Here is a 21,269-nt window from a genome sequence, read left to right on the forward strand (position 1 = left end):
CGTGATGCAGCATCAGCTCACCCAACTCGCCGGTGCGGCGCTGCCGCAGCCACAGCGGGCCATGCCCGAGCAGGCGCGCGAAGACGCGCTCGCGCAGGGACAGGCGTGCGGCATCGGCAACGTCACCGGCGGCAGCCTGGGTGACACTGCCCAGCAGGGTGCGCACGACAAGTATCACCGCCAGCGTGGCCAGCACCGGCAGGCCCTGGGCCAGCGGCGCGCGCTCGACCAGCACCTGCTGCACCAGCCAGGCGATGGCGGCGGCCTGACCGATCAACAGCGCGCCGGACACGCTGATGCACAACGACGCCAGCCGCTGCCGTCCCTTCGCGGCACGGGCCAGATCGGCCAGCCACGCGGTGCGGACACGCCGCAAGCGGGTCGATTCGTCATCCCGATCAGGGGCGTCAGCGGTCGGTTCGGCAGCGCTCAAGGCTCTTCACAGGCAGCAGGGGGATGGACCGCATTGTAGGCGCAGGCAACAGCCTTCCCCTGCGGCCTGCGGTCGCAGTCTTCATCGGGTTGGCATACGATCCTCCTGAATATCTGTTCATACATTGATCTGGATCAAGGCTGTTTGAAGTAGTCGGTCACATCATTCACCCCGTAGACCACCCTTCCCGCCACCTGCAACGGCACTATCCAACGAGGTAGCCAGGCCATGATTGATCAGACAGTCGTAGAACTGTCGCGGCTGCAATTCGCTCTGACCGCGATGTACCACTTCCTATTCGTACCGCTCACGCTTGGCCTGTCCTTCATGGTGGCCATCATGGAAAGCGTGTACGTCATGACCCGCAAGCAGGTCTGGCGGCAGATGACCCTGTTCTGGGGCACCCTGTTCGGCATCAACTTCGCCATCGGCGTGGCCACCGGCCTGGTGATGGAGTTCCAGTTCGGCATGAACTGGTCGTACTACAGCCACTACGTGGGTGACATCTTCGGTGCGCCGCTGGCCATCGAAGGCCTGATGGCGTTCTTCCTGGAAGCCACCTTCATCGGTCTGTTCTTCTTCGGCTGGAAGCGCCTGAGCCCGGTCAAGCACCTCACCGTGACCTGGCTGATGGCGCTGGGCACCAATCTGTCTGCGGTGTGGATCCTGATCGCCAACGGCTGGATGCAGAACCCGACCGGTGCGGTGTTCAACCCCGAAACCATGCGCATGGAAGTGGTCGACTTCGCCGCAGTGCTGCTGAACCCGGTGGCACAGGCCAAGTTCGTGCACACCGTCAGTGCCGGCTACGTGACCGGTGCGATCTTCGTGATGTCGATCAGCGCCCTGTACCTGCTGCGCAACAAGCACAGGGACATGGCGCGCCGTTCGTTCGCGGTGGCCGCAGCCTTCGGCCTGCTGTCCTCGCTGTCGGTGGTCGTGCTGGGTGACGAGAGCGGTTACGCCGCCAGCGAACACCAGAAGATGAAGCTGGCCGCGATCGAAGCGATGTGGGAGACCGAGCGTGCGCCGGCTGACTTCACCGCCTTCGGCATTCCCAACCAGGACACACACACCAACGACTACGCGATCAAGATCCCGTACCTGATGGGCCTGATCGCCACCCGTTCGCTGGACCAGCCGATTCCCGGCATCCTGGAACTGGTGGACCGTGCCGAGCACCGCATCCGCGGTGGCCAGATCGCCTATGGCGCACTGGAACGGGTGAAGAAGGACAAGACCGATCTTGCAGCGCGTGAAATGTTCGACCGCCATTGGCAGGATCTCGGCCATGGCCTGCTGCTGAAGCGTTACCGCGAAGACATCCTCAACGCGACGCCGGAGGAAATCTCCAAGGCCGCGATGGATACCGTACCGCGCGTGGCGCCGCTGTTCTGGACCTTCCGCATCATGGCCGGGCTGGGCTTCTACCTGATCGCCTTCTTCGCGCTGGCTTTCTACTACTCCTGCCGCAACAACTTCCAGGACAAGCGCTGGTTCCTGAAGCTGGCCGTGTGGAGCCTGCCGGCGCCGTGGATCGCGATCGAATGCGGTTGGTTCGTGGCCGAGTACGGCCGCCAGCCGTGGGCGGTGGACGGCGTGCTGCCCACCTTCTATGCGGCATCGGGCCTGGCACTGCATGAAATCCTGACCACGCTGGCGGTGTTCACCAGCCTGTACACGGTGCTGCTGATCATCGAAATCAAGCTGATGCTGAAGGCGGTCCGCAAGGGTCCTGATGACATTCTGCCGACGCTGCAGGCCGACATCCGCCCTGTTTCCCCCAATGCCGTTGCCCCCGGCCAGGCCTGAGGCAGGAGAATCCAGATGGAATTCATTGCACTCGATTACACCACGCTCCGCGTGATCTGGTGGCTGCTGCTCGGCATCCTGCTGGTCGGCTGGGCCGTCATGGATGGTTTCGACCTGGGCGTCGGCACGCTGCTGCCGTTCGTGGCCAAGACCGATGAAGAACGCCGGCTGGTGATCAACACCGTCGGCCCGGTCTGGGAAGGCAACCAGGTCTGGTTGGTGCTGGGTGGCGGCGCGATCTTCGCCGCATGGCCGCCGCTGTATGCGGTCAGCTTCTCCGGCTTCTACCTGGCGGTGTTTGCGATGCTGTTCGGGCTGATCCTGCGCCCGGTCGGCTTCAAGTACCGCAGCAAGCTGCCGTCCAAGCGCTGGCGCGACAACTGGGACCGCGTGCTGTTCGTCGGTGGCCTGCTGCCGGGCCTGATTGCCGGCGTCGCGGTGGGCAACGTGCTGCTGGGTGTGCCGTTCCACTTCGATGACACGCTGCGCGTGACCTACACCGGTTCGTTCTTCGGCCTGCTCACGCCGTTCGCGCTCATTGCCGGCCTGATCAGCGTGGCCATGCTGGTGTCGCACGGTGCGGCCATGCTGGTGCTCAAGACCGACGGCCCGGTGGCCGAACGTGCAGCGCGCTACGGCAGTGTCGCCGCCATCATCAGCTTCGTGTTGTTCGCCGCTGCCGGCGCCTGGGTGGCCTTCGGCCTGCCGGGCTATCAGATCACCTCGCAGGTGGTGACCGACGGGCCGACCAATCCGCTGTTGAAGACCGCCGAACTGGGTACCGCCGCAGGCGGCTGGCTGCGCAACTACAGCAGCATGCCGGCAACGCTGGTGTTCCCGGTGCTGGGCCTGCTGGGCGCACTTGCCAGTGCGGTACTGCTGCGCGCTCGTCGTGGCGGCCTGGCCTTCATCGCCTCGGGCGCGTCCATTGCCGGCATCATCCTCACCGTCGGCTTTGCGATCTTCCCGTTCCTGCTGCCGTCCTCCAGCCAGCCCACCTCCAGCCTGACCGTCTGGGACAGTTCGTCCAGCCACCTCACGCTGTGGGTCATGCTGCTGGCCACGGCCATCTTCCTGCCGATCATCCTCGCCTACACCACCTGGGTGTACCGCGTACTGAAGGGCAAGACGACGGTCGAAGACATGGACGACAACCCCAACGCGTACTGATTGCCCGTGTGCCGGCCCAGGGTCGGCACACCCCTCGCACATAGGAGATTGACCATGTGGTATTTCGCCTGGATTCTCGGCGCTGGCCTGGCTTCGGTCGTGGCCATCCTCAACGGGATGTGGTTCGAAGCGCGCGAAAGCGCCCGCACCGACAAGGAAGTGCGTTGAAACTGTAAAAAAGGGTTGCCGATACGGCCTTCACACCGTATTCTTGGCGGCTCCTTCGGGGTGTAGCTCAGTCTGGTAGAGCGCTACGTTCGGGACGTAGAGGTCGCAGGTTCGAATCCTGTCTCCCCGACCACTTCGGTGGTCGCATTGAAGCCTGGTGAAGTCTTCCAGGCTTTTTTGTTCCCGCAGGAGTCGCTGTTACGGCAGCGAAGCAGAACGGTCTTCCCCCTTGCCGCCATCGGGGGAAATGGCTAGAATAGGCGGCTCCCTTCGGGGTGTAGCTCAGTCTGGTAGAGCGCTACGTTCGGGACGTAGAGGTCGCAGGTTCGAATCCTGTCTCCCCGACCACTTCGGTGGTCATCAAGAAGCCTGGAAGACATCACCGTCCTCCGGGTTTTTTTGTGTCTGCAATCCGGGACACACGGCTGCGCCACCATCGGCGACGTGCCACCCCGGACCGGGGTCGAGGACCTGACGCGGCCGGCCACGTACAATGGCCGCCACTCCCCCACCTGCCACACCGGCCCCGTCCGGTGCGGGCGCTGCACGCCACCTGCACGGCGTGCGCCACCTGCAAGGAACACCGCATGACGTCCCCCACCTCCCCTTCGCCATCGTTGCTGCACGGTCGCCTGCTGGCGTTCGCCGCAATCCTGCTGGCAGCGGTCAACCTGCGTACCGCCGTCACTTCGATCACCCCGCTGCTGGACGTGCTGGGTCAGCAGTTCGGCTTCGGCACCACCATGACCGGCGTGCTGGGTATGCTGCCGACCGCTTCGTTCGCACTGTTCGGCGTTGCCACCCCGGCGCTGGCACGACGCCTGGGCCTTGAGCGCACCACCCTGCTGGCCATGCTGATGGCCGCCACCGGCCTGCTGCTGCGCTCCAGTGCCGGCAATGTCGGCACCCTGCTGCTGGGCTCGGTGATCGCACTGGCGGGCATGGGTATCGGCAACGTGGTGGTGCCGCCGCTGGTGAAGCGCTACTTCGCCAACAAGGTCGGCACCATGAGCACGCTGTACATCAGCGTGCTGCAGTTGGGCACGATGATGCCGGCGCTGCTGGCGGTGCCGATGGCCAACGCCGCAGGCTGGCGGGTGTCGCTGGGCATGTGGGCGCTGCTGGCGCTGGCCGCCACCCTGCCATGGCTGTTGCTGGCGCGCCGTGCACCGAAACCGGTGCTGGACAGCAACGATCCCACCGTGCAGCCGCACGGCAAGGTCTGGCGCACGTCATTGGGCTGGAGCATGACGTTGATGTTCGGCATGACCTCGCTGATGACCTACTCGATGTTCACCTGGCTGCCGCGCATCGTGGTCGAAGCCGGTGCCACGCCCGCCTTCGGCGGAGTGATGGTGGCGGTGTTTTCGGCCCTGGGCCTGCTGCCATCGCTGGTGATCCCTTCGCTGGCGGTGCGCCTGCAGAATCCCTTCCCGCTGGTGCTGATCGGCTTCTCCGCCTTCGTCATCGCCTTCGCCGGCCTGCTGTTCGCCCCGATGAAGGCGCCGCTGCTGTGGGCCTGCCTGCTGGGCGTGGGGCCATCCACGTTCCCGCTGGCGCTGACCCTGATCAATCTGCGCACGCGCACCCCCACGGGCTCGGCGGCCTTGTCCGGCTTCATGCAGGGCGTGGGCTACAGCTTCAGCTGCCTGGGCCCGTTCCTGGTCGGCTGGCTGCACACCGTCAGCGAGGGCTGGACCCTGCCCTTCGCATTCCTGTTCGGCTGTGCGGTACTGATGCTGTGCGCCTCGTGGGTGGCCTGCAAGCCGCGCAAACTGGAAGACCTGTGGTGACCGGCCAGGCTGCCTGACGTCCTCACCGCGCAGCCGACCACCCCACACACCACACTGCCGCCGTCTACACACCGCCACCGCAGCGGGTGACGTAGCGTGTCCAAAGCTGACCCGGTTCGCGTCCAGAATCGGGTGCAGCTTGGTGTGCCGGACGCCCCGGGGACGTGCCGTGCTGCCATCCCCTGGCACCGAAGCACTCAAAAAATACCTGTTACAACAATGAGTTGAAGAAGGGTTGGCCGATCCTTCACGGACTTTCCGTCAATCTGGTACGGACCGCAACTGCCTGCATTGGCAAAGCGTCAGCAACGGTTGGCATGTGATGTGCGTCACACTTTAAGCACATCGTTCAGGTATGGATGCTTAGGGGGTCTCATGGTTGTCTACCGTCCGCTGGCGTTCTGCGTCGGCTTGGCCTGCGCCACTCTGGCGTCCTGGGCTGATGCGGCGCCGCCGCCCACCTCGACCACGCGCGCCGACCGGCTCGCCGAGATCGGTCACTACCGTGACCAGGCACGCTGGGTCGATGCCCTGGCAGCGATCGAGCGCGCGCAGCTGCGCGAACCCGACGACGACCTGCTGTACAAGCTGCAGGTATTGACCCTGGGCGACATCGGCAATGCCCATCGCGCGTGGCGGCTTTACCAGGCGCGGCCCAACCTGTTCGACCAGGACCAGAAAGCGCGGCTGGAAGCCAATTACGTAGCCAAGCTGGTCAACTGGAGCCTGGCCTACGGGGAAACCGAAGACACCCGGCTGGACGAGGCCGAGGCTTCGCTGGCGGAAATGGAGCAGTACGTCGAGCGCGATGGCACAGCGCAGGCGCAGGCGCCACTGCGGATCCGCATGGACCGGCTGATCCTGCTCAACCGCCTGGCCCGCCACGCGCAGGTGCGCGACGAGGCCCGGGCGCTGCAGCGCGAGGGCCATGCCCTGCCCGATTACGTGCTGCCAGCGGTCGGCGATTCGCTGATGTCCACCCAGAATCCGGAAGAGGCCATCCCGTTGCTGGAGGCCGCCGCGAAGAACGATCCCTCGCGCTTCCAGTCGCGCTCGGAGCTGGCCTATGCCTACCTGGAGACCGAGCAGGCGGAGAAGGCGGTGGGCTACCTGCAGGCGTGGCAGAAGGATGAACCTGCATGGCGCTGGGGCGGTGGCAAGACACCCTTCCAGAACTGGGCGCGCTACGAAGCCGACCTGAACCTGGCGATGGTGCGGGCCTACAGCGGCGATCTGCCCACGGCCCAGCGCGAGCTGGAAGCGCTGGTCGACGTCGGCCCGGGCAATGGCAGCCTGCAGACCTCGCTGGGCAGCGTCTACCAGATGCGCGGCTGGCCACGGCGCGCACTGGAACGTCACCAGATGGCCTACACCCTGGACCCGCGTGACATCGCGCCGCGGCTGGGCATGTACGAATCCTACGTGCAGCTGCAACGCGACGACCTGGCGCGACCGCTGCATGACGATCTGCTGGCCCGCTATCCAAGCCAGCCGTCGGTGCAGCGCATGGACCGCGACTGGCGCGCGCATCGCGGCTGGCAGCTGTTAGCCAAGGTCGAGGGCGGCCGCAGTTCCGGCGGTGGCGGCACCTCGCCGCTGGGCAACGACGACCTGCACTACGGCATGGAAGTCGCCTCGCCGGTTCTCGACGACCGCTGGCGACTGTTCGCCTTCGCCGACCGCCGTTCGGTCACCTTCCAGGATCAGGATATCGATCCGCTGTGGGTCGGTGCCGGCGTGCGTTACCGCTTCGACCGCGTCGACGCGGAGGCAGCGGTGATGCGCCCCAACGACAGCATCGGTGACACCGGCCTGCGTGGCAGCGTCGGCTGGCAATTCAACGACCGCTGGCACGCTGGCGTAACGGCCGCCCGCAATGACCCGGAAGCCTCGATGCAGGCGCGCGTCGCCGGCATCACCGCCGACAGCGTTGCAGTTGCCGTGGATTACACGCGCAACGAACGCACGCACTGGAGCATCGGTGGCAGCCAGTTCCGTTACGACGATGGCAACCGCCGCGACACGCTGAACAGCGCGATCGAACAACGGCTGTTGACCCGCCCCCGCTTGTTGATCGATGGCCTGGGCAGTGTCTACACCAGCCGTGGCAGCCGCGACGATGCGCCGTACTTCAACCCCTCGCGGGATCGTTCGGTGGAAGTGGGCCTGCGCATCGACCAGCAGTTGTGGCGCCATTACGAGCGCCACTTCCGCCATCGCCTGACGGTGTCCGTTGGCAACTACTGGCAGGAAGGATTTGGCAGTTCAATCATTCCGACCGTGGCCTATCGCCACGAATGGCAGTTCGATCAGGGGCGGATCCTCGAGTACGGCGTGAGTTGGTCGCGGCCGGTCTACGACGGCCAACGTGAACGACATATCGGCTTCGATGCCGCGCTGCGCTGGGGAGAATGAGATGGAACGGATGCTTCGCAACCTGACGACCGTACTGCTGCTGGCGCTGCTGTTCCTGGCCCTGCCCGCCGCAGCCCAACGCGCCCGCTCGGCCGCGGAACTGGACGCGGCAGACAACGGCCTGCTGGTCCTCAGCTATCACGACGTGCGCGATGATGTGCTGGAAAAATCGGATGCCGACGCCTACGCGGTCAGCACGCAGAACTTCGCCGCACACCTGGACTGGCTGTCCGCCCATGGCTATCACCCGGTGTCGCTGTCGCAGCTGATCAAGGCTTCGCGTGGAGAAGCAAAGCTGCCGCCGCGGCCGGTGCTGCTGACCTTCGACGACGGCCTGCGCAGCGTGTACAGCCGTGTCTATCCGCTGCTGCGTGCGTACAACTATCCGGCGCTGGTGGCGGTGATCACCGACTACGTGGACATGGCACCGGGCCGCACCATCGACTACGGCTACCGTCCGTTCGGCCATGACGATTTCCTGACCTGGGACCAGCTGCGCGAGATGCAGGCCAGCGGCCTGATCGAACTGGCCAGCCATACCGACAACCTGCACCACGGCGTGCAGTCCAACCCGCAGGGCAACCAGACCCCGGCGGTGATCACCCGCATCTACGACCCGAAGGCACAGCGCTATGAAAGCGCGCAGGAGTACGAGAAGCGCCTGCGCGACGATCTAGGCCGCAGCGTGCAGCGCATCGAGAAGGAACTGGGGGTACGCCCGAAAGCGATCGTCTGGCCGTATGCCGCCTACAACCAGTTGAGCAACGACATCGCCGAGCAGTTGGGCATGCCGGTGTCCTTCGACCTGGAAGGACGCAGCACGCAGGTAACCGCCGACCTGCACGGCCTGGCACGCCTGTTGGTGACCAGCAATCCGAACGTCACCTCGCTGGCCTTCGAGCTGCGTCGCAACGTCAACCTGGACGGTACCCGTGCACTGCAGATCGACCTGGATTCGGTCTACGACAGCGACCCTGCACAACAGGCGCGCAACCTGGATGCCCTGATCGAGCGCGTGAAGCGGATCGGCCCGACCCATGTCTACCTGCAGGCCTTCGCCGACCCGGACGGCAACAACACCGCCGATGCCCTGTACTTCCCGAACCGGCACCTGCCGATGCGCGCGGACCTGTTCAACCGTGTCGCCTGGCAGCTGAAAACCCGTGCCGGGGTGAAGGTCTACGCGTGGCTGCCGGTGCTGGGCTATGAACTGCCCGACACTGCGCAACGTGCGGCGTTGGGTATCCAGAGCCCGGAACGCGATGGCATGTACCGCCTGGATTTCACCAAGCCGCAGGCACGGCAGATCATCAAGGACATCTACGAAGACCTGGCGATCAATTCGTACTTCGAAGGCCTGCTGTTCCATGATGACGGCTACGTACGCGATACCGAACTGGCGCAGCTGCCACAGGAAGGCAGCGACGGTGGCCGCACCCAGGCGCTGATCGATTTCACCCTGGAACTGCGTGACAGCGCACAACGCTGGCGCCCGAAGCTGGGCACCGTGCGCAACCTGTACGCGCAGCCGGTGCTGGAGCCGCAGAGTGCGGCATGGTTCGCCCAGCGCCTGGACCTGTTCAACCAGGCCTACGACCGCACCGCGCTGATGGCGATGCCGTGGATGGAAGGCAGCCGCCGTCCCCAGCGCTGGATGGACCGCTTGGTCGTGGCAGTGCGCGAGCACGACCCGGACCTGAAGCACACGATGTTCGAGCTGCAGACCGTGGACTGGCGCACGCAGACGCCGATCAGCGGCGAACAGCTGCGCGCGCAGATCCGTCGCCTGCAGGCGCAGGGCGTGCGTCATTTCGCGTGGTACCCGGACGATTTCATCGCCGACAAGCCGTCGACCCAGGATGCACGCGCGGCGATGTCCGCGCGCAACTTCCCGTATCCGGAGAAGTGACGTGGACATGAACCCGTGGCTCAACGCCATGTTCCAGTTCGCCTTCTTCTACCCCATGGTGATGGCGTTCTTCTGGATGTCCGGTGGCCTGTACTACTTCTTCCGCCGTGAGCGGAAGTCGCGGCCGCGCAACGATCCACCACCCATGGCGGAGTATCCGTTCGCCAGCCTGCTGATTCCGTGCCACAACGAGTCAGCGAACCTGGATGACACCCTCGGTGCGGCGTTGGCCCAGCGCTATCCGGACTTCGAAGTGATCGCCATCAACGATGGCAGCAGCGACGACACCGGCACGCGCCTGGACGCGCTTGCGGCCCTGCACCCGCGTCTGCGTGTGGTCCATCTGGACCGCAACCTGGGCAAGGCCAACGCGCTGCGCATGGGTGCCCTGGCTGCGCGATCGGAATACCTGGTGTGCATCGATGGCGATGCCATGCTGGAAGAATTCGCCATGCACTGGATGGTCTGGCACCTGACCAGCGGCCCGCGCGTGGGCGCAGTAACCGGCAACCCGCGCATCCGCAACCGCTCCACCCTGCTCGGCCGCCTGCAGGTGGCGGAGTTCTCCTCGATCATCGGCATGATCAAGCGCGCCCAGCGTGTCTACGGCCGCATCTTCACCGTTTCCGGCGTCATCGCCGCATTCCGTCGCACGGCCCTGCACCGCATCGGCTACTGGGCCGATGACATGGTCACCGAGGACATCGACATCAGCTGGCGGCTGCAGCTGGATCATTGGGACATCCGTTACGAACCCAACGCGCTGTGCTTCATCCTGATGCCGGAAACATTGAAAGGACTGTGGCGGCAGCGCCTGCGCTGGGCACAGGGCGGCGTGGAAGTGCTGCTGCGCCATGGCTCCTCGTTGTTCAGCTGGCGCAAGCGGCGCATGTGGGGCGTGCTGCTGGAATACATCCTCAGCGTGCTGTGGGCCTACACCATGCTGGCGATCGTGCTGCTGTGGGCGCTGGGCAAGTTCATCCCGATGCCACCGCAGTTGTACATCGACACGTTGCTGCCGCAATGGCATGGCGTGATCCTGGCGCTGGTCTGCCTGCTGCAGTTCGCCAGCAGCCTGATCATCGACAGGCGTTACGAAACGCATATCGGCCGCAACTATTTCTGGGTCATCTGGTACCCGATGGCGTACTGGTTGATCAGCCTGTTCACCACGCTGGTGGCGCTGCCCAAAACCCTGCTCAGGCGGCGTGGTAAGCGTGCAACCTGGGTCAGCCCAGACAGGGGTATCCGATGAACGCACATCGCCAGACGGCGGCCAGCAAGCCGTCCAACCGCTTCGACTCGCGCCTGATCCAGAAACCGCGCCAGCAGCCCCGCCTGCAGCGCACCGCCTGGGGGTTTGTGACCCTGGCGTTCTGGGGGTTCTACTTCTATCTATGGGCGCCGCTGGTCACCCTGGTGTCCTGGCTGCTGGGTGGCCAGCAGGCGTGGCTGCAGCTGTACGAGCGCAAGCAGCAGCTGGATCCGTTCGTGATCATCGCCCTGCCGGTGATCCTGGCCGGCTGCGCGCTGCTGCTGATCGCCTGGGCCGAATACAACCGCTACCGCTTCGCCGGCCGCGAACGGCGCAACCCACGCGAGGACGCCAGCCGCTCGGAGATCGCCCATTCGCTTGGCGCCAGTGATCAGCTCGCCGAACAGATGTTCAATGCGAAGGCCATCACCCTGCACATGGATGAGCATGCGCGGCCGCTGGGCATGACTGAGCAGCTGTTGCAGTAAGGGGGGGCCGGCCGGGCGCAGCCCGGCCGTGAACCTACCTTCTGACCTGGCCTTCGCCGCGCACTACGAAACGTTCGACCGTGAGCGCTTCCAGTCCCATCGGGCCGTAGGCATGCAGGCGCGTGGTGGAGATGCCGATCTCGCTGCCGAGGCCAAGCTGGCCGCCATCGGAAAAACGCGAAGACGCGTTGACCATCACCACCGCCGAGCGCAACGCGTTGACGAAACGCTCGGCACTGGCCACGTCTTCGGTCGCGATCACTTCAGTGTGGTCGGAGGTGTAGGTGCGGATGTGCGCGATCGCTGCATCAAGATCGTCGACCACGCGGACCGCCAGTACCAGGTCAAGAAACTCGGCGGCATAGTCGTCCTCACTGGCCGCGATGCTTCCCGGCAGCAACGGCTGTGCGCGCTCGTCGGCACGCAGCTGCACGCCACGTTCGGCCAGCGCCTGCGCAGCACGCGGCAGGAAGTCTGCGGCAATGTCCTGGTGCACCAGCAGGGTTTCCAGTGAATTGCACGCGGACGGGCGACTGCACTTGCCATCCACCAGCAGATCGAGCGCTTTGGCAGGGTCGGCACTGGCATCCACGAACAGGTGGCAGACACCCTTGTAGTGCTTGATCACAGGCACCCGCGCGTGTTCTGCAACGAAGCGGATCAGGCCTTCGCCACCGCGCGGGATGGCCAGGTCGATCAGTTCATGCAGCTGCAGCAGTTCCAGCATGGCTTCGCGGCGCAGGTCGGTCAGCACCGTCACCGCGGCAGGGGGAACGCCGTTGGCCTTCAATGCCCCGGCCAACGCCTGGGCGATGGCGGTGTTGGAATGGATCGCCTCCGAACCGCCACGCAGGATCACGCCGTTGCCCGCTTTCAGGCATAGCGCGGCGGCTTCGGCGGTCACGTTCGGGCGTGCTTCGTAGATCATCGCGATCACACCCAGCGGCACGCGCACCTTCTGCACGCGGATGCCGTTCGGACGCACGTCGTCGCGGGTCACCTGCCCGACCGGGTCCGGCAGGCCCGCCACCTCACGAACCGCATCGGCCATTGCCAGCAGGCGCGCCGGGTCCAGCGCCAGGCGATCGAGCATCGCGCTGCCCACGCCCTTGTCGCGGGCGGCGGCCAGGTCGCGCGCATTGCCCGCAAGAATCTGCCCGGCATTGACCTCCAGCGCCTGCGCCATCGCCAGCAGCAGCGCCCTGCGGGCATCGCTGTCGAGGCCAGCGACCACCTGGGCTGCGTCACGGCAGGCGCGGGCCTGCGATTCGATCTCACTCATCGGGACATCCTGCAATGGGTTCATGGCAGCACCAGATCGTCGCGATGAACGACGGTACCGCCGTAGTTGTAGCCGAGCACGGTCTGGATATCGCGGGTGTGGCGGCCGGCAATGCGGCGCACGTCATCGGCGGCGTACTGGCTGACACCACGGGCCACGCAGACCCGACCGGCTTCAGTGTTCCAGCACACCTGCACCATGTCACCACGGCGGAACGCGCCATCGGCACCGGTGATGCCACCGGGCAGCAGCGAGGCGCCTTTCTCACGCATCGCCTGGGCGGCGCCGGCATCGATCAGGATCGCGCCTTCGGCCAGTGGTGCGTGCCGCAACCAGTGCTTGCGGGCCGCTTCGCGGCTGCGCGCGGCGTGGATGCGGGTGCCGAACAGGCGATCCTGCGCCAGCGCGCGCACCACCTCGCCACTGCGGCCGTTGAACAGGTAGGTTTCGATGCCAACACGGCCGGCCTTGGCGGCGGCCTCCAGCTTGGTGCGCATGCCGCCGGTACCGGCGACTGAACCAGCACCACCGGCCATCGCCAGCACGGCATCATTCAACTCGGGTACGTCGTGCAGCGGCCGTGCATCTGCGTGCGCGCGCGGGTCGGCACTGTAGAGACCATCGATGTCGGTGGCGATGAACAGTGCATCGGCATCGACCAGCGCCGCCACGGTCGCGGCCAGGTTGTCGTTGTCGCCGAGCTTGAGCTCGTCCACCGATACGGTGTCGTTCTCGTTGACCACCGGCAGCGCACCCAGCCGCAACAACTCGTTGAGGGTTGCACGCGCATTGAGGTAGCGACGGCGGTTGCGCAGATCGTCATGGGTCAGCAGCACCTGCGCCACCGGCCGCTCGAAGAAGCGCTGCCACAGACCGATCAGCTGCGCCTGGCCAAGCGCCGCCAACGCCTGCCGTGCAGCCATCGCCGCACCGGGCTCATCCGCCCTGGGCAGGATCGCGCGGCCGGCAGCCACCGCGCCGGAGGAGACGATGACCACTTCGCGCCCAGCCAGCACGTTGGCCGAGACGAACTGGGCCAGGCCCAGCGCATGACGCGGTGACAGGCCACCGCCGTCGGCCGCGAGCAGGCTGCTGCCGACCTTGAGCACGGCACGCCGCCACGACGGCAGCGCTTGTTCGGGGAACGGCGATGCAACGGTGGCGGCGTGGACGGTCATCAGGGGCGCCTCAGCGGGTATTCCATTCGTGGACGCTCAGCGCCGATGCCTGCATCGTCACCAGCGGATCGGTGGCGACGATGGCCTGTGCCTGCGCCAGGCTGTCGACGTTGCACAGCACATAGGCGCCGCCACTGCCATCGGCAAAGCCGCCGGTCAGCTGCAGCTTGCCCTCGGCCTGCAACGCATCGAGGAAGTCGCGGTGCGGTTGCACCACGGCGTCGGTGAAACCGGGCTGACGCATCGCCAGCACCAGGTAAACGGTGCCGGCCATCAGGACAGCGCCTGCCAGCGCGCGCGCAGTTCATCCAGGCGCAGGTCCGACGCCGAACCCGGCGATACACGCGCCGCCAGGCTGCCTTCCGGCGTACGCCCCTGCCCCGCGCTGTCGGCACCGGCGGCAGCGGCCTTGTAGGCCTCGCGGAAGGGCACGCCCGCGACCGCAGCTTCCACCGCTACGTCAGTGGCGTACATGCCCGAATCGATCGCCGCACGCAGCTTGTCATCGCGCCATTCCAGGTTGGCCAGCAGCGCCGGCAGCAGCTCCAGCGCGGCCAGGCCACGACCGAAGCCGTGGAAGATCGCGCCCTTGGACGACTGCAGATCGCGGTGGTAGCCCGACGGCAGCGACAGCAGCTGCTCGATCTCGGTACGTGCGGCGGCGACACTGGCATGGGTCGCCCGCATCAGTTCGATCACGTCCGGATTGCGCTTGTTGGGCATGATCGAACTGCCGGTGGTGTACTGCGCCGGCAATGCGACGAAACCGAATTCGGCGCTGGTGAACAGCGAAAGGTCCCAGGCAATGCGGCGCAGGTCCAGGGTCGCGCCACCCAGCGCTTCCAGTGCGGCCAGTTCGAACTTGCCACGCGACAGCTGCGCATAGATCGGCGAGATCTGCATGCGCGCAAAGCCGAGCGCGGCGGTGGTGTGTTCGCGATCCAGCGGCAGGTTCACGCCGTAACCGGCGGCCGTCCCGAGCGGATTGGCATCGATCAGCGCATGGGTATCGCGTGCACGCACAGCGTTGTCGATGAAGGCTTCGGCCCAACCGGCCCACCACATGCCGGCCGAGGACACCACCGCACGCTGGATGTGGGTGTAACCGGGAATCGGCAGGTGCTGTTCGGCCTGCGCACGGTCAAGGGCGACCTTGGCTACTTCAGCGCTGACCTGCGCTACGCGCTGCAGCTTCTCCTTCAACCACAACCGGGTGGCGACCAGGATCTGGTCGTTGCGGCTGCGGCCGGTGTGGATCTTGCGGCCGGCGTCGCCAAGACGCTCGGTCAACCGTGCCTCGATGGCCGAATGGCCATCTTCATACTGCGTATCCAGCACGAAGCGGCCTTCGCGGAAGTCCTGCGCCAGCACCTCCAGCTCGCGCAGCAACCCTGCCAGTTCGTCGGCGCTGAGGATGCCGATGTGCTGCAGGCCCTGCGCGTGCGCGGCGCTGGCGGCGATGTCATGCAGGAAGAATTCGCGATCGAGGATCACGTCGTCGCCGGCGAGGAAGGTCTGGATCTGGGCATCGACAGCGACGCCGGGCTTCTGCCAAAGAAGGTCTGCCATGGGGGCTCCTGTACGTATCAGTGCGGGATCGACGTAAGTTCGTCGATGCCCAGCGCGAGATTGAGGTTCTGCATGGCCTGGGTGGCCGCGCCCTTGAGCAGGTTGTCCAGGGTCGCCACCACCACCACCCGCTTGCCACCCGGGGCCAGCGTGAAGCCGCCGACCTGGGCGCCATGGCGGCCAGCGATGCGGCTCACCCACGGCGCCTCGTCCACGACCTCGATGAGTGCTTCACCGGCATAGGCCTGCTGGAAGCGCTCGACGATCTGCTCGCGGGTCTGCACACGGTTCAACCAGAGGTTGGCGGTGAGGGTGATGCCACGGAAATGCGGCGCGACGTGCGGCATGAATTCGACCGCCACGCCGAGCTGCACGGACACCTCACGCTCGTGCACGTGGTTGGTCAGCGCGTACGGCATCAGGTTGTCGGTCAGCAGCTCGACGTTGTTCTTGTCCGACGGCGAGGTGCCAGCGCCGGAGTAGCCGGACACGCCGAAGCACTGCGGCGGGCCTGCCAGCAGATCCCGCAACGGATGGATCGCCAGCTGCATCGCGGTGGCATAGCAGCCGGGATTGCTGATGTGCTTCTGGCCGTTGTAACGGTCGCGGGTAAGCTCGGGCAGGCCGTAGTACCAGGCGGTGTCGAAACGGTAGTCGGCCGACAGGTCGACGATCACCGTGTCCGGCTTCGCCGTTTCCAGCGCCGCCACGAACGGAGCAGCAAGGCCGTTGGGCAGCGCCAGGATCACCGCATCCACGCCCTTGGCGGCAACAGCATCGGCGTCGAGATTCTCGAACTGCAGTTCACCCTGCCACTGCGGGTAGTGGTCGGACACGCGCTGCCCGGCCAGTTCGCGCGAAGAGACGAAGCCGAGCTGCAGGTTCGGATGCGCGGCCACCAGCCGGATCAGCTCGGCGCCGGTATGGCCGCGGGCGCCGACGATGCCGACGGTGAACGAGGAGGAAGTACTCATGCGTGCGTGCTCATGCGTGCGAGTCGAGGCGGTGCTGCAGGTGGCGTTTCACGCCCTGCCATTCCGCGTCGATGATGGAGAAGATGACGGTGTCGCGCGGCGTGCCGTCGGGATGGCGACGGTGATTGCGCAGCACGCCATCCTGCTTGGCGCCGAGGCGTGCGATCGCAGTGCGCGAGGTGAAGTTGAACCAGCTGGTTTCAAACACCACGCTCAGGCATTCCAGCCGCTCGAAGGCATGGCTGAGCAGCATCAGCTTGGTTTCGGAGTTGACCCCGGTGCGCTGCACCGACTCGCCATACCAGGTGTAGCCGATGCTGAGCCGCGGCACGTCCGCCTGCAGGTCGTAGTAGCGGGTGGTACCGACGATCTGGTCGTTGGCATCGAACACTACGAACGGCAGCACCTTGCCCTCGGTCTGCGCCTGCAGCGCGGCCTGCACATAGCTGGTCATGGTCTTCGCATCAGGCACCTGGGTGTACCAGAGCCGGGACAGCGCGCCGTCGCCCAACGCACCGCGCAGGCCATCGATATGGCTCATCTGCAGCGGTTCCAGCCGCGCATGCGTGCCGGTCAACGTGGGTACTTTGGTCCAGTCTGCATGATTCATCGCGCTCAGCCCTCCAGGCTCGGTGCACGCACGGCGCAATGGTCGACATAGGTCCTGATCCGGTCGATGCCATCGGCACCGTACCAGAACACCTTCCAATGGCCCTGCTTGTAGCAGCCATCGGATTCGGCGTAGTAGAAATGGTTGATCGGGTTGCCGTTGCGCGAGCGCCAGAACAGCTGCGGGGTCTCTTCCAGCATCACGTTCCAGACGGCGCGGCCAAGGCCTTCACCCTGCGCATCGTCGAGCACGGCGAACTTGTCCAGGTACACGCCCTCGGCCTCATCGGTGAGGATCACCGCCGTGCGGTAGTTCTCGCTGATGTAGGCGCGCAGCAGCGTGGTCTTCTCGAAATAGTCCGGCACCAGGGTACGGCCGAAACTGGACTCGATGAGGCCCTTCAGGCGCGGCAGGTCCAGCTCACTCCAGGCGGTTGCACGCAGCACCTTCTCGCCCTTCCGCACCAGCGTGCCCGAGCCCTTGTGGGTGAACAGTTCCTTGGCCAGGTCGGCGGGCCGGGTGATCGACACCGACGATTCCAGCGGCAGCCGGTCCAGCAGCGACTTGATCTGTTCGATCTTCACCTTCATGCCGCCGTGGATCCACGGCTGTGCGATCAGGTGGTCGTACTCGGTGGACAGGTTGATCGAATCGATCACGCTGCCCTCTTCGTCCAGCAGCCCGCCGGTACCGGTCAGGAAGATGATCTTGTACGGCTGCAGTTCCTGCACCAGTTCGTTGGCGGCGAAATCGGCATTGACGTTGAGGATCTGCCCGCCGGCGGTCTCGCCGAGGCTGGTGATGACCGGTATCGAGCCTGCGCGCAGGCTGGCTTCGATCGGTGCCAGGTTGACCTTCTTCACCTCGCCGACCAGGCCGTAGGTATCCAGGCCCAGGTACTCCGCCTCGAACACGCCACCGGTGATGGAAGTGGCGCGCGCGCCGTTCTGCTGCAGGGCTTCGACCAGGCGCAGGTTGGACTGCTGGAACACCCGGCGCACGATGGCCAGCGCTTCCGGCGAGGTCACCCGCAGGCCGTTGACCGTCTGCTTTTCAATGCCGGCGGCCGACAGTTCCGCATCCAGCTGCGGGCCGGCGCCATGCAGCACGATCGGAGTCAGGCCGACTTCCTGCAGGAACGACAGCGAGGAGGTCAGCGCGTCGAGATCGTCGCGCAGCACTGCGCCGCCGACCTTGACCACGGCGAAGCGCTTGGCGTCCAGCTGCGAAAAGCGCTTGAGGTACTGGCTGATCTCCTTCGCGCTGGCCATGCTCGAGAGCAGGCGCACGATGGTTTGGCGGGTCTGGCGGTGGGGCTGGAGGGCAGGAGACATTTCGGTTTCGTCACAGGCGGCGGTCGCCGCGTTGCAGTTCCGCCGCGCAGAAGCGCAGCGGCGTTGTGGGTCGATCAGGCGCCGGCGGCGATGATCCGATGTACGGCGTCGGTGTAGCGCTGCAACTGCTCCAGCGTCACGAACTCGTCGGCGGTATGGGCCTGCGCGATGTCGCCCGGGCCGAACACCATCGTGGTGTAGCCAGCGGCCGAGAACAGCGACGCCTCGGTCCAGAAGTCCACAGCGTTGCCGATCGGCAGGTCCAGCGCGTCGGCCACGTCGCGCGCCAGCAGGCGGCGGTTCTCGGCTTCGGCGATATCGCCGGCCGGCAGGCTGGGGCCACGGAAGGTTTCGGTGAATACCGCCGCTTCCGGTTCGGCGAAGCCGGCAAAGGTCGCCAGCAGCGCATCGATATCCATCGACGGCAGCGGCCGGAAACCAAAGCGCACTTCCGCCGCCGGCGCGATCATGTTGGCCTTGATGCCACCTTCAACGCGCCCGATGTTGAAGCGCAGGCCGGTCAATCCACCGAAGCGTGCCGAGGCCAGCGATTCGACATGGTCCAGCGCGCGGTTGCCCCAGCGCATCGCCTGGTGCAGCGCACTGGCGGCTGCATCCTGCTTGCCCGACGCATGGCCGGCACGGCCGGCGAACTGCATCAGCACCGAGCTGATGCCACGATGCGCGAGCACCGCTTCGCTCATGGTCGGTTCGGCCACCAGCACCGCTTCGTACTTGATGCCACGGGCCAGGAACGCGGCGATGCAGCGCGGGTCGTTGGCTTCTTCATCGCTGGAGAACAGGAACGCCGCGTCGCCATCACTGGCATTGGCTGCAGCCACCAGCGCAGCAGCCGCACCCTTGATGTCACACACACCGAGGCCGACCACGCGGTCGTCCAGGCGGCGCATCACGTGCGGGTCGGCACTCCAGTGCGGCGAGTCCGGCACGGTGTCCAGATGCACGTTGAACAGGTACTTCGGCGTACCGCGCACGGCATACAGGCTGACCGCGCCGGCGCCATGGTCGATCACCTCGACATTGAACCCGGGCAGGTTGTCGCGCAGGTAGTCGAAGATGCCGCCGCTGGTGATCGCACGCGGCGGGTTGCGCGTGTCGAAGGACACCAGCGCCTGCAGGTGGGTAAGGGTGTTCTCGAGCATGCGGGGTCAGTCCTTCACTGCGGCAACGGCCGCATCCTGGTAGATCGTGGGTCGTACTATTTCCATCAGCAGCTCCGGGCGCGCCGGCGCAGCGAACCCGAAACGCGCGTACAAGCCATGCGCGTCGCGGGTGGCAAGCATGAAACGGCGCAGGCCCTGCAGCGCCGGCTGCGCCAGCAGCGCCTCGATCAACGCCGTGCTGTAGCCGCGCCCGCGGTGGCCGGGCAACACGAACACATCAGCCAGGTAGCCGAAGGTCGCACCGTCGGTGATCACCCGGGCAAAGGCGACCTGACTGCCATCGTCCAGATAGCCGCCGACGCACAACGAGCCGTCAATCGCCTGCTGCACCGTTTCCCGTGGAATCCCTTCGCTCCAATAGGCTTGGGTCGACAGATACTGGTGAATCAGCGCGACATCGAGCCGCTGTTTATCGGTGCAGACGTGCAGGTTCATGGTCTCGGTCCGGTTCAACGCCCGGCGGGTAGCGCGCACCCGCCGGACACGTCGATCAATCGATCAGCGATTCACCTGCGCGTACAGCGTGGAGCTCATGCCGAACAGCTTGATGAAGCCCTCGGCTTCTTCCACGCCCCAGTCGGCCGACTGCGCATAGGTGGCGCCCTTGGTGTTGAGCAGGTGCGGCGACTTCACCGCAACGGCGTCGACGCGACCGCCACGGGTTTCCAGCACCACTTCGCCGTTGACCTTGGCCTGCGAGGACTTCAGGAAGGCTTCGATGTCGGTCTTCAGCGGGTCGTGGTAGAAGCCTTCGTACACCAGCTCCACCCACTTGCGCGCCACGTCCGGCTTGAAGCGGTTCTGCTGCTTGGTCAGCACCGCATCTTCCAGCGCGCGGTGCGCGGCCAGCAGCGAGACCAGGCCCGGTGCCTCGAACACGATGCGGCCCTTCAGGCCGATCACGGTGTCGCCGGTGTACACGCCACGGCCGACGCCATAGGGGGCGAACAGCTTGTTGAGCTGGGCCAGGATCTGCTCGCCCGGCAGCGCCTTGCCGTTGAGCTCCACGGCTTCGCCTTCGACAAACTTCAGGGTGACGGTCAGCGCCTGTTCCGGCCACTCTGCGCGCGGTGCGCACCAGCCACGGGCGCCCTCGCCCGGTGCTTCCCAACGATCGATCTCGCCGCCGGACATGGTCAGGCCCAGCAGGTTTTCGTTGATGGTGTAGGCCTGCTGCTTGGCGCGCACGCCGAAGCCACGCTCTTCCAGGTACTTCTGCTCGTAGGCGCGGGTCTGGGTGTGTTCCTTCTGGATCTCGCGGATCGGCGCGATGATCTGGTAGTCACCCAGGGCCTTCACTGCCAGGTCGAAGCGCACCTGGTCGTTGCCCATGCCGGTGCAGCCGTGGGCGATGATGTTGGTGCCCAGTTCGGCGGCGCGCTTGAGCGCGGCATCGACGATCAGGTAACGGTCCGACACCAGCAGCGGGTACTGGCCCTGGTAGCCCTCGCCGGCCCACACGAACGGCTTGACGAAGCCGGACCAGATGGCCGGACCGCCATCAACGGTCTGGTGGCTGGTGACGCCCAGCTCGGCGGCGCGCTTCTCGATGAAATCGCGCTCTTCGTCATCCACGCCGCCGGTATCGGCGAACACGGTATGCACGTTGTAGCCGCGCTCCTGCAGGTACGGCACGCAGAAGCTGGTATCAAGGCCGCCGGAGAAGGCGAGAACGACGTCTTTGTTGCTCATGGG

Annotated in this window: 18 protein-coding genes, 2 tRNA genes and 1 pseudogene; 10 read left to right on the top strand and 11 right to left on the bottom strand. The window is 65.8% G+C overall.

Annotation, left to right across the window (positions count from 1 at the left end; translation table 11 throughout):
• Positions 1–433, bottom strand: a pseudogene (locus tag DBR20_RS23465) (thiol reductant ABC exporter subunit CydD); the annotation flags it as partial.
• Positions 434–661: 228 nt separating this feature from the next.
• Between DBR20_RS23465 and DBR20_RS18830 the strand changes: the two are divergent.
• From DBR20_RS18830 to pgaD, 10 genes are all read left to right on the top strand, one after another.
• Positions 662–2,245, top strand: coding sequence for a cytochrome ubiquinol oxidase subunit I (locus DBR20_RS18830; protein ID WP_089236210.1), 1,584 nt, complete (start codon positions 662–664; stop codon positions 2,243–2,245).
• 15 nt (positions 2,246–2,260) lie between these two features.
• Positions 2,261–3,415 (top strand): cytochrome d ubiquinol oxidase subunit II, encoded by a 1,155-nt coding sequence (cydB, locus tag DBR20_RS18835; RefSeq protein ID WP_108267628.1) that lies wholly within the window; start codon positions 2,261–2,263, stop codon positions 3,413–3,415.
• A 54-nt stretch (positions 3,416–3,469) separates the two neighbouring features.
• Positions 3,470–3,583, top strand: coding sequence for a cytochrome bd-I oxidase subunit CydX (cydX, locus tag DBR20_RS18840; RefSeq protein WP_108267630.1), 114 nt, complete (start codon positions 3,470–3,472; stop codon positions 3,581–3,583).
• A 56-nt stretch (positions 3,584–3,639) separates the two neighbouring features.
• Positions 3,640–3,716 (top strand) — tRNA-Pro (locus DBR20_RS18845).
• A 138-nt stretch (positions 3,717–3,854) separates the two neighbouring features.
• Positions 3,855–3,931, top strand: a tRNA-Pro gene (locus DBR20_RS18850).
• A gap of 239 nt (positions 3,932–4,170) precedes the next feature.
• Positions 4,171–5,376 carry an MFS transporter gene (locus DBR20_RS18855; RefSeq protein ID WP_108267632.1) on the top strand — a complete coding sequence of 402 codons (1,206 nt, stop codon included), beginning with the start codon at positions 4,171–4,173 and terminating at the stop codon, positions 5,374–5,376.
• A gap of 375 nt (positions 5,377–5,751) precedes the next feature.
• Positions 5,752–7,791 carry a poly-beta-1,6 N-acetyl-D-glucosamine export porin PgaA gene (gene pgaA, locus DBR20_RS18860; protein WP_108267634.1) on the top strand — a complete coding sequence of 680 codons (2,040 nt, stop codon included), beginning with the start codon at positions 5,752–5,754 and terminating at the stop codon, positions 7,789–7,791.
• A 1-nt stretch (position 7,792) separates the two neighbouring features.
• Positions 7,793–9,700, top strand: coding sequence for a poly-beta-1,6-N-acetyl-D-glucosamine N-deacetylase PgaB (pgaB, locus tag DBR20_RS18865; RefSeq protein ID WP_108267635.1), 1,908 nt, complete (start codon positions 7,793–7,795; stop codon positions 9,698–9,700).
• Between the two features lies 1 nt (position 9,701).
• Complete coding sequence (pgaC, locus tag DBR20_RS18870) at positions 9,702–10,955, top strand: poly-beta-1,6-N-acetyl-D-glucosamine synthase (protein ID WP_108267636.1); 1,254 nt, start codon at positions 9,702–9,704, stop codon at positions 10,953–10,955.
• Complete coding sequence (gene pgaD / locus DBR20_RS18875; RefSeq protein WP_108267637.1) at positions 10,952–11,443, top strand: poly-beta-1,6-N-acetyl-D-glucosamine biosynthesis protein PgaD; 492 nt, start codon at positions 10,952–10,954, stop codon at positions 11,441–11,443. The genes pgaC and pgaD overlap by 4 nt, the downstream gene beginning before the upstream one ends.
• Before the next feature lie 34 nt (positions 11,444–11,477).
• Here pgaD and DBR20_RS18880 read toward each other — a convergent pair whose 3' ends face one another.
• The 10 genes from DBR20_RS18880 to DBR20_RS18925 form a co-directional block, all read right to left on the bottom strand.
• Positions 11,478–12,749 (bottom strand): glutamate-5-semialdehyde dehydrogenase, encoded by a 1,272-nt coding sequence (locus DBR20_RS18880; protein ID WP_108267638.1) that lies wholly within the window; start codon positions 12,747–12,749, stop codon positions 11,478–11,480.
• Positions 12,746–13,903, bottom strand: a complete 1,158-nt coding sequence (gene proB / locus DBR20_RS18885; protein ID WP_108267639.1) for a glutamate 5-kinase — start codon at positions 13,901–13,903, stop codon at positions 12,746–12,748. Before proB ends, DBR20_RS18880 begins: the two co-directional genes overlap by 4 nt.
• A gap of 10 nt (positions 13,904–13,913) precedes the next feature.
• Entirely contained in the window at positions 13,914–14,177 is a 264-nt protein-coding gene (locus DBR20_RS18890) for a YciI family protein (RefSeq protein ID WP_089236219.1), read from the bottom strand.
• A complete protein-coding gene (gene argH / locus DBR20_RS18895; protein WP_108267640.1) occupies positions 14,177–15,472 on the bottom strand; it encodes an argininosuccinate lyase in 1,296 nt (431 codons plus the stop codon). The genes DBR20_RS18890 and argH overlap by 1 nt, the downstream gene beginning before the upstream one ends.
• 17 nt (positions 15,473–15,489) lie before the next feature.
• Positions 15,490–16,446, bottom strand: a complete 957-nt coding sequence (gene argC / locus DBR20_RS18900) for an N-acetyl-gamma-glutamyl-phosphate reductase (protein WP_108267641.1) — start codon at positions 16,444–16,446, stop codon at positions 15,490–15,492.
• A gap of 10 nt (positions 16,447–16,456) precedes the next feature.
• Positions 16,457–17,056, bottom strand: a complete 600-nt coding sequence (locus tag DBR20_RS18905) for a GNAT family protein (protein WP_108267643.1) — start codon at positions 17,054–17,056, stop codon at positions 16,457–16,459.
• Between the two features lie 5 nt (positions 17,057–17,061).
• On the bottom strand, positions 17,062–18,390 hold the full coding sequence (locus DBR20_RS18910) for an acetylglutamate kinase (protein ID WP_108267645.1): 1,329 nt from the start codon (positions 18,388–18,390) through the stop codon (positions 17,062–17,064).
• A gap of 74 nt (positions 18,391–18,464) precedes the next feature.
• Positions 18,465–19,553, bottom strand: a complete 1,089-nt coding sequence (locus DBR20_RS18915; protein WP_108267647.1) for an acetylornithine deacetylase — start codon at positions 19,551–19,553, stop codon at positions 18,465–18,467.
• Positions 19,554–19,559: 6 nt separating this feature from the next.
• Complete coding sequence (locus DBR20_RS18920) at positions 19,560–20,009, bottom strand: GNAT family N-acetyltransferase (protein WP_108267649.1); 450 nt, start codon at positions 20,007–20,009, stop codon at positions 19,560–19,562.
• A gap of 63 nt (positions 20,010–20,072) precedes the next feature.
• Positions 20,073–21,266 carry an argininosuccinate synthase gene (locus DBR20_RS18925; RefSeq protein ID WP_093820483.1) on the bottom strand — a complete coding sequence of 398 codons (1,194 nt, stop codon included), beginning with the start codon at positions 21,264–21,266 and terminating at the stop codon, positions 20,073–20,075.
• Positions 21,267–21,269 lie beyond the last annotated feature (3 nt).

The organism is Stenotrophomonas sp. HMWF023, from assembly GCF_003060985.1.
GTDB lineage: Bacteria > Pseudomonadota > Gammaproteobacteria > Xanthomonadales > Xanthomonadaceae > Stenotrophomonas > Stenotrophomonas lactitubi.